Origin of the sequence: Verrucosispora sp. TAA-831 (assembly GCF_050780145.1) — a bacterium.
Lineage (GTDB): Bacteria > Actinomycetota > Actinomycetes > Mycobacteriales > Micromonosporaceae > Micromonospora.
This window is the reverse complement of the sequence record NZ_CP192240.1, coordinates 6,168,552-6,184,746: the sequence shown is the minus strand read 5'-3', so window position 1 is coordinate 6,184,746 and position 16,195 is coordinate 6,168,552. Positions and strand designations below refer to the sequence as shown.

At 71.9% G+C, this 16,195-nt stretch carries 13 protein-coding genes and 1 riboswitch; of the genes, 9 read left to right on the top strand and 4 right to left on the bottom strand.

Annotation, left to right across the window (positions count from 1 at the left end; translation table 11 throughout):
* The first annotated feature begins 203 nt into the window (after positions 1 to 203).
* The 4 genes from ACQVFL_RS27565 (at position 204) to paaN (ending at position 5,307) form a co-directional block, all read left to right on the top strand.
* Positions 204 to 653: a DoxX family protein gene (locus tag ACQVFL_RS27565; protein ID WP_431727899.1), complete on the top strand. Its 450-nt coding sequence runs from the start codon at positions 204 to 206 to the stop codon at positions 651 to 653.
* A gap of 194 nt (positions 654 to 847) precedes the next feature.
* Positions 848 to 983, top strand: a riboswitch (SAM riboswitch).
* Positions 984 to 992: 9 nt separating this feature from the next.
* Positions 993 to 2,279, top strand: coding sequence for a threonine synthase (gene thrC / locus ACQVFL_RS27560; protein ID WP_396689930.1), 1,287 nt, complete (start codon positions 993 to 995; stop codon positions 2,277 to 2,279).
* Positions 2,280 to 2,561: 282 nt separating this feature from the next.
* Positions 2,562 to 3,581 carry an N-acetyltransferase family protein gene (locus tag ACQVFL_RS27555; RefSeq protein WP_431727898.1) on the top strand — a complete coding sequence of 340 codons (1,020 nt, stop codon included), beginning with the start codon at positions 2,562 to 2,564 and terminating at the stop codon, positions 3,579 to 3,581.
* A 52-nt stretch (positions 3,582 to 3,633) separates the two neighbouring features.
* Entirely contained in the window at positions 3,634 to 5,307 is a 1,674-nt protein-coding gene (gene paaN, locus ACQVFL_RS27550) for a phenylacetic acid degradation protein PaaN (protein WP_396689933.1), read from the top strand.
* A 438-nt stretch (positions 5,308 to 5,745) separates the two neighbouring features.
* Here paaN and ACQVFL_RS27545 read toward each other — a convergent pair whose 3' ends face one another.
* Positions 5,746 to 6,276 carry a GNAT family N-acetyltransferase gene (locus ACQVFL_RS27545; protein WP_396689935.1) on the bottom strand — a complete coding sequence of 177 codons (531 nt, stop codon included), beginning with the start codon at positions 6,274 to 6,276 and terminating at the stop codon, positions 5,746 to 5,748.
* A gap of 210 nt (positions 6,277 to 6,486) precedes the next feature.
* On the opposite strand from ACQVFL_RS27545, the gene ACQVFL_RS27540 reads away from it, so the two are divergent.
* The 3 genes from ACQVFL_RS27540 (at position 6,487) to groL (ending at position 9,901) form a co-directional block, all read left to right on the top strand.
* Positions 6,487 to 6,687, top strand: a complete 201-nt coding sequence (locus tag ACQVFL_RS27540; RefSeq protein WP_131053053.1) for a cold-shock protein — start codon at positions 6,487 to 6,489, stop codon at positions 6,685 to 6,687.
* Between the two features lie 280 nt (positions 6,688 to 6,967).
* Positions 6,968 to 8,005, top strand: coding sequence for a hypothetical protein (locus ACQVFL_RS27535; protein ID WP_431727897.1), 1,038 nt, complete (start codon positions 6,968 to 6,970; stop codon positions 8,003 to 8,005).
* A gap of 273 nt (positions 8,006 to 8,278) precedes the next feature.
* Complete coding sequence (gene groL / locus ACQVFL_RS27530) at positions 8,279 to 9,901, top strand: chaperonin GroEL (protein WP_396689938.1); 1,623 nt, start codon at positions 8,279 to 8,281, stop codon at positions 9,899 to 9,901.
* A gap of 52 nt (positions 9,902 to 9,953) precedes the next feature.
* On the opposite strand, the gene ACQVFL_RS27525 is transcribed toward groL, so the two are convergent.
* From ACQVFL_RS27525 to ACQVFL_RS27515, 3 genes are all read right to left on the bottom strand, one after another.
* Positions 9,954 to 10,196: a hypothetical protein gene (locus ACQVFL_RS27525; protein WP_431727896.1), complete on the bottom strand. Its 243-nt coding sequence runs from the start codon at positions 10,194 to 10,196 to the stop codon at positions 9,954 to 9,956.
* A gap of 69 nt (positions 10,197 to 10,265) precedes the next feature.
* Complete coding sequence (locus ACQVFL_RS27520) at positions 10,266 to 11,207, bottom strand: GNAT family N-acetyltransferase (RefSeq protein WP_396689941.1); 942 nt, start codon at positions 11,205 to 11,207, stop codon at positions 10,266 to 10,268.
* 50 nt (positions 11,208 to 11,257) lie between these two features.
* On the bottom strand, positions 11,258 to 13,669 hold the full coding sequence (locus ACQVFL_RS27515; RefSeq protein WP_431727895.1) for a S8 family serine peptidase: 2,412 nt from the start codon (positions 13,667 to 13,669) through the stop codon (positions 11,258 to 11,260).
* Between the two features lie 50 nt (positions 13,670 to 13,719).
* On the opposite strand from ACQVFL_RS27515, the gene ACQVFL_RS27510 reads away from it, so the two are divergent.
* Complete coding sequence (locus ACQVFL_RS27510; protein ID WP_396689945.1) at positions 13,720 to 15,579, top strand: glycerol-3-phosphate dehydrogenase/oxidase; 1,860 nt, start codon at positions 13,720 to 13,722, stop codon at positions 15,577 to 15,579.
* 83 nt (positions 15,580 to 15,662) lie between these two features.
* Positions 15,663 to 16,190 (top strand): hypothetical protein, encoded by a 528-nt coding sequence (locus ACQVFL_RS27505; protein ID WP_431727894.1) that lies wholly within the window; start codon positions 15,663 to 15,665, stop codon positions 16,188 to 16,190.
* The last annotated feature ends 5 nt before the right edge of the window (positions 16,191 to 16,195 follow it).

The window sequence follows — 16,195 nt, the reverse complement described above, 5'->3', positions numbered from 1 at the left end:
ACTTGTTGCGGTCACATGTCCAGGGTGTACAGGGAGTCGTTACGGAGGGTGATCGAAACGATCTTCGTCGAGGGGGGTTCCTTCGGAAGTTCCAGTCGCTACCATCGATGTGGGAGCGTTCCCAAAGGAAGAGATTGCATCGACAAATATTTATCAATCCCGCATTCTGGTTGCCCTCGTCCATCCACAATGGAGGTTCCGGAATGCGTACTGACCGGTTCGGCGGGCCGGCCCTGTCCCTGTTCCGCATGGTCATCGGCCTGCTGTTTCTCTGCCACGGGTTGTCGTCTCTGTTCGGCGTCTTCGGCGGTGCCCGGGGGAGCGGTGAACCCGTCCCGCTCGGCACGTGGCCGGGCTGGTGGGCCGCGCTGATCCAGGCCGTCTGCGGCGCCCTGGTGCTCGTCGGTCTGCTCACCCGGCCGGCGGCCCTGGTGGCGTCGGGCTCGATGGCCTACGCCTACTTCGTCGTCCACCAGCCCGAGGCGCTGCTGCCGCTGCGCAACAACGGCGAGCTGTCCGTGCTGTTCTGCTGGTCGTTCCTGCTGATCGCGATACTCGGTCCGGGTAGCTGGGCGCTGGACAACCTGCTGCGCCAGCGCAACGGGGCCGCACTGGACGTGAAGGCGGCCGAACGCAGGTCCGTACCGGCCTGATCCGGCTGGTGCGGCGGCCAGGCCGACGCTCGTGCGCGACCCTGGACCGGGTCTCCTCCGGCACCGCCGGAGCCGTCCGGTCCAGGGTCGTCGCCGTCCCTCAGGCGGTGGCGGCGGTGAGGAATCGCTCACAGGCTGAGATCGAACGCTGACGAGCGCGGCGCGATTGCCTAGACTCGGCGGCACAACTGAATACCTCATCCAGAGGGGCTGAGGGATACGGCCCGACGACGCCCCGGCAACCACCCCACGCGCTCATCGCTGAGCGTCCCGTGGGGCAGGTGCCAATTCCGTCCCCGCCGCAGGGTGCGATGTGGGGGAAGATGAGAGGACTCGGACATGACGTCGACGCTCGCCCCTACCGGGATCGACACCACCGCCAGCCCCGCCCGCGCCCTGGTCTGCCGCGCCTGTTCGGCCCGCTACCCGTTGGCCGCGCAGCACGCCTGTTACGAGTGTTTCGGCCCGCTGGAGGTCGACTACGACCCGGCGGCCCTCGCCACCGTGACCCGCGAGCAGATCGAGGCGGGCCCGCAGAACATCTGGCGCTACGCGGCGCTGCTCCCCGCCGGGCAGGACCCGGCCACCCGGGTCAGCCTGGACCCCGGTTTCACGCCGCTGGTCGCCGCCGACCAGCTCGCCGCCGAGCTGGGCATCACCGGCCCGCTCTGGGTCAAGGACGACAGCGCCAACCCCACCCACTCGTTCAAGGACCGGGTCGTCTCGGTCGCGCTGACCGCCGCCCGGGCGCTCGGCTTCGCCCGGTTCGCCTGCGCCTCCACCGGCAACCTGGCCAACTCCGTCGCCGCCCACGCGGCCCGGGCCGGCACCCCGTCGGTGGTCTTCATCCCCAGTGACCTGGAGCAGGGCAAGGTCGTGACGACCGCCGTGTACGGCGGTGAGCTGGTCGCCATCGACGGCTCGTACGACGACGTGAACCGGCTCTGCGGCGAACTGGTGGAGACCGACGAGTTCGAGGACACCGCCTTCGTCAACGTCAACGTCCGGCCGTACTACGCCGAGGGGTCCAAGACGCTCGGCTACGAGGTCGCCGAGCAACTCGGCTGGCGGATTCCGGCCCAGGTCGTGATCCCGATGGCCTCCGGCGAACTGCTCACCAAGGTCGACAAGGCGTTCAGCGAGCTGGTCGAGATCGGCCTGGTCGAGGCACCGGCCGGCGGGTGGAAGGTCTTCGGTGCCCAGTCGGCCGGCTGCAACCCGATCGCCACCGCCCTGCACGGCGGCGGGGACACGATCACCCCGGTCAAGCCGACCGGGATCGCCAAGTCGCTCAACATCGGCGACCCGGCCGCCGGCCTGTACGCCCTGGAGGCGGTACGCCGTACCGGCGGCTGGATGGACTACGCCGACGACGACGAGATCCGTGCCGCCGTGCGGCTGCTGGCGCGTACCACCGGGGTCTTCGCGGAAACGGCCGGCGGGGTGACCGTCGCGGTGCTGCGCAAGCTGGTCGAGTCCGGAAAGTTGGACCCGACCGCGGAGACGGTGGTCTACAACACCGGCGAGGGGCTCAAGACGCTCGACGCGGTCGCGGGCGAGGTCGGACCGACCCACCGGATCAAGCCGTCGCTGCGGGCCGCCCGCGACGCCGGCCTGCTCGGCTGAGGCACACCGCGAACTCGTCGGCTGGTCGGCATGTTGCACGCCGACCGATCCGCCGGGTAACGGGCTTTTCGCGGTGAGTGCCGAAAACACGCCGTCGAGTACTTGACGGCAGGAACCGGGCGGCGCAAGATGCTTCGTGCGGGAGGGCGCTTCGCCGTAGACTTTCAGTCTTTACGACCCAGCGCCGGAGGCGTTGTGCGATCGTCCCTCCCGACCAAGCTTCCCGACGGGGCCAGCGAATAATCGCTGGCCCCGTCGCTCGTCGTCCCGCAGGCTGCGGAGATGGCCATCACCATCACCCCCTTCGGTGCCGACGACGAGTCGGCCATCGAGCAGGCGTTCCAGGTCGGTGCCGACTACAGCGCCGCGGAACTGCCGGACTACCCACCGTTCAGTCGGCAGCGGTTCGCCGCGCTGTTCCACCAACCGATGCCGGGCACCGAGACACTCGCACTGCTGGCCCACGTCGACGGCGTCGCCGCCGGATACCTGCTGCTCCACCTGCCGCAACTCGACAACACCGAGAACGCCTCGGCCGAGCTCGTCGTCCATCCGGACCACCGCCGCCAGGGGGTCGGTCGGGCGCTGTTCGAGCGCGGCCTGCGCGTGCTGCGGGAGCGTGGACGTAAACGGGTCAGCGCGATGAGCCGGGCACACCTGCGCGGCGAGCCCCACCAGCCGGGTCCGGCCACCCGGTTCGCCGCCACCGTCGGCGCGGTCGACGCCCTGGCCGACGTACGGCGGCGACTGCACGTCGCCGAGCTGGACCAGACCGCCCTGGACGCGCTGCTCGCCGACGCCCGGTCCCGGGCCACCGACTACGAGGTGCTGTTCTGGCGCGGGAACACGCCGGACGACCTGATCGCCGACGTCGCGTATCTGGACGGGCGGCTGCTGGCCGACGCGCCGATGGGCGGCCTGGAGTGGGAGCCCGAGCAGGTCGACGCGGAGCGGGTACGCGGCACCGAGCGGGCGCTCGAAGCGCGCGGCAAGCGGCGGTACCACGCGGGCGTACGGCACCGGGGGTCCGGCCGACTGGTCGCCTGGACCCTGCTCGACATGTCACCGACCGCCGACTGGCACGCCTTCCAGCAGATCACCATCGTCGACCCGGAGCACCGGGGGCGCCGCCTCGGCCTGCTCACGAAGATCGAGAACCTTCGTCACCTGCTCGACCACGAGCCCGCTGTCCAGGTGATCGACACCTTCAACGCGGACAGCAACGACCACATGATCGCGATCAACGAGCAGCTCGGGTTCCGGGTGATGGACCGGTGGAGCAACTGGCAGCTCGACGTCTGAGGTGTGACACGCCCCTACTGATCGCGGGGCTTCCTGTTGCATGATGGCGGGCATGACGGAGACCCCGCACCCCCTCTACGACAGGCACGCCGACACCCTCGACCGCGCGCTGACCGCGATCGCGGAGCGCGGGTACTGGTCCGCCTACCCGGAATCACCCAGCCCCCGGGTGTACGGCGAGACCGCAGCCGCAGACGGCAAGGCCGCGTTCGAGGCGTACCTGGGCGGGGACTTCCCGCTCGACCAGCCGGGCGACGGCGACCGGGTCGCCACCGAGACCAGTCCGTTCGGTGTGCCGCTGAACGTCCGGTACCCGCACGCCACCGCCGACCAACTCGTCGCCGCCGCGTCCACGGCGCTGCCCGCGTGGCGGGACGCCGGTCCACAGATCCGGGTCGGGGTCTGCCTGGAGATCCTCGCCCGGCTGCACAAGCACGTCTTCGAACTGGCCAACGCGGTGCAGTTCACCAGCGGACAGGCGTTCGTGATGGCGTTCCAGGCCGGTGGCGCGCACGCGCTCGACCGGGCGCTGGAGGCCGTCGCCTACGCGTACGCGGAGATGACCCGGCACCCGGGGACCGCCGCCTGGGAGAAGGCCGCCGGCAAGGGCGACCCGTTGCGGATGACCAAGACGTTCCACGTGGTGCCGCGCGGCGTCGCCCTCGTCATCGGCTGCAACACGTTCCCGACCTGGAACTCCTACCCGGGCCTGTTCGCCTCGCTGGTGACCGGCAACCCGGTGGTGGTCAAGCCGCACCCGCGCGCCGTACTCCCGCTGGCCGTGACGGTCCGCTACGCCCGGGAGGTGCTCGCCGAGGCCGGCTTCGACCCGAACCTGGTCCTGCTCGCCCCCGAGGCGCCCGGCGAGAAGCTGGCCTCGACCCTGGCTCTGCACCCGGCCGTCAAGATCGTGGACTTCACCGGGTCCACCGAGTACGGCGACTGGCTGGAGGCCAACGCCCGCCAAGCGGCGGTCTACACCGAGAAGGCCGGACTCAACACGGTCGTGGTCGACTCCACCGACGACTTCGCCGGCATGTGCCGCAACCTCGGCTTCACCCTGACGCTCTACAGCGGTCAGATGTGCACCACCTCGCAGAACATCCTCATCCCCCGGGACGGCATCGACACCGACCAGGGGCACAAGAGCTTCGACGAGGTGGCCGCCGGGATCGCCGCCGCCGTCGGCAAGCTCACCGCCGACCCGGCCCGGGGGGTCGAGCTGACCGGCGCCATCGTCAACGACGGCGTCCTGGACCGCCTCGACGAGGTGACCAAGGTCGGTACGCCGGTGCTGGAGTCGCGTGCCGTCACGCACCCGTCGTTCCCGGACGCGGTGGTGCGTACGCCGACGGTCGTCAAGCTGGACGCGGGCGACACGGCGACCTACTCGCGGGAGTGGTTCGGGCCGATCTCCTTCGCCATCGCCACCGACTCCACCACGCACAGCCTGGACATCCTCCGGGCGACCGTGGGGGAGAAGGGTGCGCTGACCGCAGCCGTCTACTCCACCGACGAGGCGGTGTTGGACGCCGCCGAGAGCGCCGCGATCGAGGTCGGGGTGCACCTGTCCGGCAACCTCACCGGCGGCGTCTTCGTGAACCAGTCGGCGGCGTTCTCCGACTTCCACGGCAGCGGCGCGAACGCGGCGGCCAACTCGGCGCTGACCGACGGCGCGTACGTCGCCAACCGTTTCCGCATCGTGCAGAGCCGCCGCCACGCCTAGGGGTATCGGTTTCGATTGCTTGCGGTGTGGGCTGCCCCGGAACCCCGGCGGTACTCCCGCCTGCCGCTTTCGCTCTGCTTCACTCCACGCAACACTTCCGGGAAAGCGTGCTGGTTCTGGGCAACTGCCAGGGCTCTGCCAGTGCGCTTTCTGTCAGAAGGAACGAATCGCCCTGTTCGTTGCGTGGGTTGACGCAGAGCAAAGGCGGCGCAGGGGACCTGGCGCGCGCCGCACCCGCCGGGACAACCCGGCCGTTCCGCCTCCCCACGACCGTCAGGGGTCGCCCCAGCAGGGAGAGGGCGAGTGGGGCCAACCCGAGGACGACCCACGAGACCAGCCGGACCACGTCGGGTTTCCGGGCAGCCCACCCTGCGGAGGGATCAAGCCTGACCGCCCGGAGCAGGGTGGGCTGCCCGGAAACCCCCACCCCACTCCCAACTACGCGCGTCGGCGCATCTGGAGTTCGCGGAGGGCGGGGACGGTCGGGTGCGGGACTCGTACGCCCGTGTCGGCGAAGCCGATCCGTTGGTAGGCGCGGTACGCGCGGTCGTTGCCCACCACGACTTCGAGCATCAGCTCGCGCCGCCCGCAGTCCCGGGACCAGGCGCCCACCGCTTCGATCAGGTCCGCGAGCAGGCCCGTGCCGCGCCAGGTCGGGGTGACGTAGACCGCGTAGACCACGGTGACCGCGAGTTCCGTGGGGTGGGCGACACCGCCGGCGTGCCCGACCAGCCGGCCGCCGGGGTCGGCCACGAACTGGGCGGTGTGGGTGCCGGCCGAGACCTGGGCGATTCGGGCGGCGTACTCGGCGTGCGGGCGGGCTGCGGCCTCCGCGATGGTCTCCAGGAAGGCCAGCGGGGCGTCGGCGAGCATCTCCAGACGGAGGGCCCGCATCCGGGCTGCGTCCGTCGGCTCGACCCGGCGGACGTCCGCGCGCAGGGTGTCGGCCCCGTCCATGGTGCTGGTCATGTCGGCATGCTTACCACAATGACGTACGGCGATGCCGTCAGTCGGAATACGCCCGATTTGTGGTCGTGCGCGGTCGTCACGCCTCGTGTACCGTGCGATTTCGGTCACCGTTTTCGGGGTCGTCGCGGATCGCTGAAACCGGTGGTCTCCGGGTGCTCGGCGTGCCGGTGCCCGGAGTTGTGGTACGCCGCGCAGAGTGAGGACAACACCGTGGCACAGGGCACCGTGAAGTGGTTCAACGCCGAAAAGGGCTACGGCTTCATCGCCGTCGACGGCGGGCAGGACGTCTTCGTCCACTTCTCCGCGATCGAGATGGACGGTTACAAGGCGCTGGACGACGGCCAGCGGGTGGAGTTCGAGATCGGCCAGGGCCAGAAGGGCCCCCAGGCCGAGCGGGTCCGCGCCATCTGAGCACCGACCCCGTCCGCCTCGCCGACTGATCGTCTGGCGGGGTTATGGGATCGTGGCCGGTGCAGGGCTGCGGCGCCGGGGCCGACCAGGGAAGATCATGGGCCGATCCAGCCATCGCTGAGGAGCGTCCATGTCCGACCAGCCGCCCCCGGCGGGTCCGTCCTCGTCCTCCGACGAGCCGGGCCGGCCCTCGCCTGCGAACGAGCCGACCCCGTCGACGGACGGGTCCGACTCACGCGCGAACGAGCCTGAGTCGTCCGTGACCGGGCCCGACTCGTCCGTGACCGGGCCTGATCGGCACGCCGACGTGTCCGGCCAGCCGGGCGCACCGACGCCCCATCCGGGCCAGTCCTACCCCGGCCAGCCCTACCCCGATCAGCCGTACCCGGGCCAGCCCTATCCCGGTCAGCCCTATCCGGGCCAGCCGTATCCGGCCTCGGCCCATGGTGGGTATCCGCAGCCGGGGTACGGCCTCGACCCGGCCAGCCCGCTGGTGAATCCGCCCGGTGCCGGAGTGGGCGGCTGGTACGCGCGCAGCATCGGCGCGCTCCGCCGGGGCTGGCCGGTGCTGCTGCCGATCGTGCTGGTCACCCAGGTGTTGCCGGCGGTGGTGGTGGCGGTGCTCGGGCTGGTGGTCGATCCCTCCGCGCGCTGGGAGGAGCAGCTCGCCCGCGACAGTGAGGCGCTGCCCGCCGGGTTCTGGGCCGACGCCGTCATCTGGGTGGGCAGCCTGTTCGGGGCCGGTCTGGTCGCCAGCCTGGCGCAGTGCGTGGGGTGGGCGGCCGGTACCTGGGTGATCGCCCGGCAGGCGGCCGGTGCGCCGGTCGACCTCGGCACCGCCCTGCGCTACGGGCTCCGGCGGGCGCTCGGGCTGTGGGGCTGGACACTGCTGGTCGGCATGATCGTGCTGTTCGGTCTCTGCCTCTGTTTCCTGCCCGGCATCTACGCGGTCTTCGCGCTGGCCATGGTCGGCCCGGTCTATCTCTTCGAGCGGGACAACCCGATCGGCCGTTCGCACCAGATGCTGCGGCAGCGGCTGGGTCTGCTGCTCGGCCGGTTGGCGCTGGTGATCGGCGCGGTGATCGCCGTGTCGCTGGTGGCGGCCGGGATCGAGCAGGTGGGGCTGTTGCTCATCGGCACCGGCCCGATGGACACCCGGACGGTGACGGTCGGCACGGTCCTGGTGACGGTGATGGCGGCGCTGCTGACCCTGCCGGCCCACCTCGCCCAGTTGGTCGGGCTGGTCGTCACGTACGCCGAGCAGCGGGCACACGAGGGGCCGGTGAACGACGCCCAACTGGCGCACGAACTCGGCTGATCGCGGCGGTCGTGCTTGCACTCGGCAGGGCAGAGTGCTAAACAAGTCATTGGCACTCGCATGGCGTGAGTGCCAGTTGGTCGGGACGGTGGGGCCACCGTCGCACTCGGGGGACCACCCCGGGCGGGGCAGTGGCCGGTCGTCGCGGGCTATCCGGCCCGGCCGAGGAGACGTCGCCGTCGCCAGGTGGCGACGTCCCAAGGTGCGTACACCAGACGGCCCGTCCGGGGCACACCCCGGCTGGTCCGTGAGTGTCCAGGAGGACAACGCCGTATGGCCAAGATGATCGCGTTCGACGAAGAGGCTCGCCGCGGCCTCGAGCGGGGCATGAACCAGCTCGCCGACGCCGTGAAGGTGACCCTCGGCCCCAAGGGCCGCAACGTCGTGCTCGAGAAGAAGTGGGGTGCCCCCACCATCACCAACGATGGTGTGAGCATCGCCAAGGAGATCGAGCTCGAGGACCCGTACGAGAAGATCGGCGCCGAGCTGGTCAAGGAGGTCGCCAAGAAGACCGACGACGTGGCCGGTGACGGCACGACGACGGCGACCGTCCTGGCCCAGGCTCTCGTTCGCGAGGGTCTGCGCAACGTGGCCGCCGGCGCCAACCCGATGGCCCTGAAGCGGGGCATCGAGTCGGCCGTGGCCAGCGTCTCGGAGGAGCTGCTGAAGCTCGCCAAGGACGTCGAGACCAAGGAGCAGATCGCCTCCACCGCCTCCATCTCCGCTGGTGACACCAGCGTCGGCGAGATCATCGCCGAGGCGATGGACAAGGTCGGCAAGGAAGGCGTCATCACCGTCGAGGAGAGCAACACCTTCGGGCTGGAGCTGGAGCTCACCGAGGGTATGCGCTTCGACAAGGGCTACATCTCGGCCTACTTCATGACCGACCCGGAGCGTATGGAGGCCGTCTTCGACGACCCGTACATCCTGATCGCCAACAGCAAGATCTCGTCGGTCAAGGACCTGCTCCCGATCCTGGAGAAGGTCATGCAGGGCGGCAAGCCGCTGCTGATCATCGCCGAGGACCTGGAGGGCGAGGCCCTGGCCACCCTGGTGGTCAACAAGGTCCGGGGCACCTTCAAGTCGGTCGCCGTCAAGGCGCCGGGCTTCGGTGACCGCCGCAAGGCCATGCTGACCGACATCGCCATCCTCACCGGTGGCCAGGTCATCAGCGAGGAGGTCGGCCTCAAGCTGGACGCCGCCGGTCTCGACATGCTGGGCCGCGCCCGCAAGGTCGTGGTGACCAAGGACGAGACCACGATCGTCGACGGTGCCGGTGACGCCGAGCAGATCCAGGGCCGGGTCAACCAGATCCGGGCCGAGATCGACAAGAGCGACTCCGACTACGACCGGGAGAAGCTGCAGGAGCGTCTGGCCAAGCTGGCCGGCGGTGTTGCGGTGATCAAGGTCGGCGCGGCCACCGAGGTCGAGCTCAAGGAGCGCAAGCACCGCATCGAGGACGCCGTCCGCAACGCGAAGGCCGCCGTCGAGGAGGGCATCGTCCCGGGTGGTGGCGTCGCGCTGGTGCAGGCCGGCAAGACCGCCTTCGACAAGCTGGACCTGGCCGGCGACGAGGCGACCGGCGCGCAGATCGTGAAGATCGCGCTGGACGCCCCGCTGCGGCAGATCGCCGTCAACGCCGGCCTGGAGGGTGGCGTCGTCGTCGAGCGTGTCCGCAACCTCGACGCCGGTCACGGCCTCAACGCCGCGTCCGGTGAGTACGTCGACCTGCTGGCCGCGGGCATCATCGACCCGGCCAAGGTGACCCGGTCGGCGCTGCAGAACGCCTCGTCGATCGCCGCGCTGTTCCTCACCACCGAGGCCGTCGTGGCGGACAAGCCGGAGAAGACCCCGGCCGCCCCGGCTGGTCCGGGTGGCGGGGACATGGACTTCTGAGTCCAGCTCCAACGCCGGAAGGGGCGGACCGCGTCAGCGGTCCGCCCCTTCCCTATGTCGGCAGTGGCCGTTCGTCGCGCTGGTGCCGCGCCCGCTCGTACGGCCCGTGGTGCGGTGCCGGTTCGTCGACCAGGATGAGCGGCTCCTCGGGGGGCTCGGCGACCCCGAACATCTCCGCCAACTGCTCGGCGTCGCCGTAGTCCAGCCGGTCGATCGGCAGTTGGGCCGGGAGTTCGGGAACCGCGACCAGGGGCACCGCCAGGGTGTCCCGGGTCTGTTCGTCATCCGTGGTCATGGCTGCCTCCTCTACGCAAAACCGTAGGGGGCGTCGATGACCGGGGTGGGGGAACGGTGCTATCGGCGGCTATGCGCCGGTTGACTCGTTCCGACCGGTGAGCGCCCTGCGGTACAGGAAGAAGACCCGCTCGATCCGGGCCCCGGCGCTGCGCGAGTAGAAGGGCACCGGCCCGACCCAGCCGATCTGGGCGAACTCGACACCGGCCGCCCGCTGGTCCCGTAGGCAGCGGCGGAGCAGGACACCACCGATGCCCGACCCCTCGGCGGCGGGCGCGGTGCCCATCGGCCCGAACCAACTCGGCCGGGACGACCCGTACGCGGCGAAGCCGAGCAGTGCACCGTCGCGCTCGGCCAGGTGGCAGCCGGCGTCGGGGCGGCCCACCGAGCCGGCCAGTTCGGCGTCCCACGCACCGCCGAAGGTCGTCTGCGCGAACGCGGCGAGCGTCGGCAGGTCGGCCGGCTCGGCCCGGCGTACCGTCACGCCCTGCCCGGCCAACCGGGCCTCGGCCGCTTCGGTGGAGCGCAGCGCCGGTGACGAGTCGGACGACAGGTCGGCGGTCATGTTCCAGGCGGTACGGTCCTGGCGGTAGCCGAGCGCGAGGGCGAGACAGATCGCCGGGGTGTAGCGGACGTCGACGCCGGGCCAGCCGTAGTGGGGCGGGTTCCCGGCGAGCACCATCTCGGCCGCGCCCGCCTCGGCCAGCACCCGCTCGGCGTGCCCGAGCAGGGCCCGGGCCACGCCCTGACGACGGACCTCGGGGTCCACCGCCAGCAGGTCCACGTGCCCGGCCTCGCCGGAGAGCGACCCGATCAGGACCCCGACCAGGTCTTCACCCCGGTACGCGCCGAACACCCGCACCGGCCGGTCGGCGGCGGCCCGGTGCCAGAGCGTCGCCACGAGCGGCTCCGCCTCGGCCGCGTCCTCCGGCAGGTCGAGCGCCCGGCGGCAGACCTCCACCACCTCGGCGGCCCGCTCGACGCTCAACTCGGCGATGGTGGTCCCGTCCATGGCTGCCGACCCTAGATCACATCCGGTCCGGTGTCAGACCCGATCGGACGTCAGCCCCGGGCGGCCTCGACGGCGGCGTACGCGTCGACCAGCCCGGCGCCGGCCACGTTCGCCGTACCGCCGCAGGTGCCGGTGCCGCTCGGGACGTCGATCGGGGTGGCCGTCTCGCGCAGGATGCGTCGGGTCCGGTCCAGGTCGCCGACGAGGTCCGGGTTGGCCGACCACATCAACGCCACCACGCCGGCCACCTGCGGGGTCGCCATCGACGTGCCGGCGAGCGCCGCGTAGCCACCTCCGGGCATCGCGGAGAGGATCTCCTCGCCCGGCGCCACCAGGTCCGGTTTGTGCACTCCCGACGGGGTGGGTCCCCGGGACGAGAAGTCGGTGACGCGTCGCCGCTCGTCCACCGCGCCGACCGTCAGCACGTTCGGGTAGGGGGCCGGCGGGTCCTGGATGGATCGACAGAACGGGCCGGTGTTGCCGGCGGCGGCCACCACGAGGATCCCGGCGGCCTCCAGGGCGTCGACGGCCGGCAGCAGTGTCCGGGGGGCGCAACCCTCGATCGACGGGCAGCCCCACGAGTTGGTCAGGATCTCCGGTGCCCGGGCCGGGCGTCCCTGCGCGAACGGGTCGCCGCCCGGCGGGAAGGGCGCCAGCATGAACTGGAGACAGTCCAGGTACGCGGCGGGGTTGCCCAGGTTGCGGTCGAGGTTGACGCAGCCCACCCACTGCGCTCCCGGTGCCACGCCGATGCCGTCCCGCCCGACGGCGCTGCCCGCCGTGTGGGTGCCGTGCCCGCTGCGGTCGGTCGGCGTACGGGTGTCGTTCCACGGGTCGAACCACGAGTCGTCGCCGCCCCGGAAGCCCGGGGTCAGCGCCGGGTGCCCGGCGTCCACCCCGGAGTCCGAACTGCCCACGGTCACCCCGGCACCGGTCACCCCCAGCTCGGACCAGACCCGGTCCGCGCCGATCATGGTGATGTTCCAGGGCGGCCCGGTCGGCGCGGGGGCGTCGCCGCGGGTCGTACCGTCCGGCACCGGCAGTGGGCGCAGCCGCTGGCTGACCAGGACCCTCGCCACTTCGGGCCGGGTGGACAGCCAGGCCCGCGTCACCGGCCCGCCGTCCACCTCGATCGCGTTGACCAGGTAGTAGGCGGTGTGGTCGAGCCGCAGTCGGCGCAGGTCGCGGCGCAGGTCGGCCTGGGTCCGCTCGGCGGTGTCGACCAGCCGACGGTAGACCTCCTCGGCGCGGGCGTCCCGGCCCGCCCGGCCCGTCCCGGCCGGCAGGCCGGTCAGGTCGGCCTGCTCCCGCAGCACCACGAACAACCGTTCGCCGTGCAGCCCGGGCTGGCCGGCGACGACACCTCCGACGCCGACCGTCAGCAGCATCACCACGGCGGTCGCCCATGCCGTGGCCCGACGTGGCGGGCGCGCCGAGGGCCGGGCCAGCGTCAGCGCGTACGCGGTCGACAGCAGCAGCGCGATCAGGAGCCCGGCACCCGTGGTGACGGCCACCCAGAACGGGATGTCCCGGCTGCCCGACAGGAGCAGGGTGACCTCCTCCGGGTCGGTGAAGGCCAGCGGACCGAACACACCCAGCCCGACCAGCGTCGCGGTGGGGAGGCGACCGCGTCCCGGGTCGGTACGCCGGGCCAGGGCCCGCAGCGCGGCCAGCGCGAAGCCGGCCGGTGGCAGGGTCAGCAGCAGCGGCAACTGGGCGCCCGACTGGCCGGTACCGGCACCGACCAGCAGCAGCACCACACCGGCGACGAGACCGCCGAGCAGCACCAGCCGGGCCGGTCGGGGTGGCTCGCCGACCTCGTGGTGGCCCCAGAAACGGGCGTCCAGCAACTCACCGGCCAGCACTCCCACGGCGGCGGCGGCCAGCCCGGCCAGCAGCGTCTCCAGCAGCCCGCCGAGCGCCCCGAACCGGACCCAGGGCATCAGCAGGACCAGCCCGCCCGCGATGCCGAGCAGGGTCACCACGGTCGGCCGGGGAGCCGGTGGGGCGGCCCGGTCGGGCTCGGGGCGGGCGGGGTGGGGAGCGGGGGCCAGGCGGGGGGAGAGCCGGTGCGCGAGCAGCGCCAGCAGCGCGGCGGTCACGGCCAGTGCGGCGAGGTACGCCTCGTGGTGCACCGGCGGGATCGTCCGCAGCAGCCCGAGTACGACCATCGCGAGCGTCCCGGCCAGCCAGGCACGGCCGGCGGCCCGGATCGCGGCCGAGCGGGGGACCAGGGCCAGCGGCAGCGTGGCGGCACCGACGAGGAGCACGGTGAACAGACCGGCCAGAGGCCAGAGCGGTACGAACCGGTCCAGCCCGCTGAGCAGCAGCACCTGGTCGACCAACCAGCCACCGGCCTGTGTCAGCAGGGTGATGGTGACCGTGGCGCCGCCGACCAGCACCGCCGCGACAACGGCCCAGGGACTGCCGGCGTCACCGGACGTCAAGTGATCGTCACGCATCCGCACACCCTACGGTCCGGGCTCCACCGGCCGTCCCCGACGGCCGTCGTATGCCACCAGGTGATCGCTGCGGCTACCGTGGACGGGTGCGCGATCCCCACGTCTTGCGATCCGTTGCCGGCCAGCTCTCGCCCGCCCGCCGGGCCGACGACCTGCGTCGGCTGCGTGCCGAGCGCTTCGACGTACTCGTCATCGGCGGTGGTGTGACCGGAGCCGGCGCGGCCGTCGACGCGGCCTCCCGGGGGCTGAAAGTGGCCCTGGTCGAGGCCCGCGACTTCGCGGCCGGTACGTCCAGCCGATCCAGCAAGCTGATCCACGGCGGCCTGCGCTACCTGGAGCAGTTGGAGTTCAACCTGGTGCACGAGGCGCTCACCGAGCGGGGCCTGCTGGCCACCCGGTTGGCGCCACACCTGGTGCGTCCGGTGCCGTTCCTGGTGCCGCTCCCCGCCGGGCAGGGCGTACGCGACCTGCCGGCCCGGGTGCTGCGCCGGGCGTACTACGGCGCCGGGGTGGCCGCGTACGACGCCTTCGCGGGTCTCTTCGGCGGTGGCCGGGGCATGCCGCTGCACCGGCACCTCAGCCGCGAGGGTGCCCGCCGGGTCTTCCCGAGCCTGCGCAACGAGGGGCTGGCCGGCGCGATCCGCTACTACGACGGCCAGGTGGACGACGCCCGGCTGGTGGTGACGCTGGCCCGGACCGCGGCGAGCCTGGGCGCGACGGTGGTGAGCAGCACCCGGGCGGTCGGGCTGATCCGGCAGGCCCGGGAGGTGACCGGGGTACGGGTCCGCGACCTGGAGGCGCCCGCCGGTTCCCCGGAGGCCGAGTTCGAGGTACGCGCCCGGACCGTGATCGCCGCCACCGGCGTGTGGACCGACGACATGTCGCGGATGCTCGACGACGTCGGGTTGCGGCGCGGCATCCGGGTCCGGGCGTCCAAGGGGGTGCACCTGGTGGTGCCCCGCTCGGCGATCACCGGCGAGACCGGGCTGATCCTGCGTACCGCCCGCAGTGTGCTGTTCGTGATCCCCTGGGGTGGGCACTGGATCATCGGCACCACGGACACCGACTGGCGACTGGACCGGTCGCATCCGGCGGCCTCCGCCAGCGACATCGACTACCTGTTGCAGCAGGTGAACACCGTGCTGGACCGGCCGCTCACCACCGCCGACATCGAGGGCGTGTACGCCGGGCTGCGCCCGTTGCTGGCCGGCGAGGCGGACTCCACCTCGAAGCTGTCCCGGGAGCACGCCGTCATCGAGCCGATGCTCGGGTTGTTGCTGGTGGCCGGCGGCAAGTACACGACGTACCGGGTGATGGCCTCGGACGTGGTCGACCGGGCCGCGCACCGGCTCGGGGCGCAACGTCCCTCGCGCACCGCCGACCTGCCGTTGCTCGGGGCGGACGGGTACGCGTCGATGTGGCGGGACCGGGCCGATCTGGCCCGTCGGCACGGGGTGCCGGTCGGGGTGGTCGAGCACCTGCTGGAGCGCTACGGCAGCCTCACCCTGGACCTGCTCGCCCTGATCGACGCCGACCCGTTGCAGGCGTCGCCGCTGGCCGGTGCGCCGGAGTACCTCGCGGCCGAGGTGACCTACGCGGCCCGTGCCGAGGGCGCGCTGCACCTGGAGGACGTGCTCACCCGGCGTACCCGGATCTCCTTCGAGACCACGCACCGGGGGCTGGACTCGGCCGAGCACGCGGCCGAGCTGATGGGCGCGGTGCTGGGCTGGGACGCGGCCCGGCGCGAGCGCGAGGTGACGCACTACCGGGCGCGGGTGGAGGCGGAGCGGCAGTCCCAGTTGATGCCGGACGACGCGACGGCGGACGCCGCCCGGCTGGGTGCGCCGGACGTGCGCGGCTATCCGGCGGACCGTGGCGCGGACGACGGTGCGGCGGGGCTGCCACGCTGACCAGGTCCATTCTGGATATCGCTGTCGATGGATGTCCGTCCGGACGCTTCCGTGTCCTACCTACGGTAGGGTAGGTTCCGCGCGTGATAGCGCAACCCTGGTCACGGCTGGTGTCCCTGCCCGTCACGGCCCTGGTGGTGGTCGCCCTCAGCGGATGCGCCTCGTTCGGCCAGCGCGCCGCACCGGAGAGGTCGGCGAGCGGGCCGGCCGCCGACCAGCCCGGTGCCGGTGGCGCCGCGACCAGCGGCCAGGGGCGGGTCAGCCTGTTGCAGAACCTCGGCAGCGACGGGCCGCTGCGCACCCTGAACGTGACCCCCGACGGCCGGTGGGAGTGCATCGACTGTGCCGGCGACGGCGTCACCTCCACCGGCACGCTCAGCGAGGAACACCGCCAACGGTTGCAGCAGTTGCTCGCCGACCCGAGGCTGGCGAAGGAGACCGACGAGGCCCGGGGCTACCGGGTCACCTGCGTCGGCGCGTTGACCTCCAGCCTGCTCACCTCGGCCGGTCTGATCACCTCGCAGGACTGCCCCGGCGAGGAACGGCCCGAGGTGGCCGAGGAGATCCTGCTGCTGCTCACCCAGAACACCCCGGCCGAGATGGTCGGCTGAGGCCG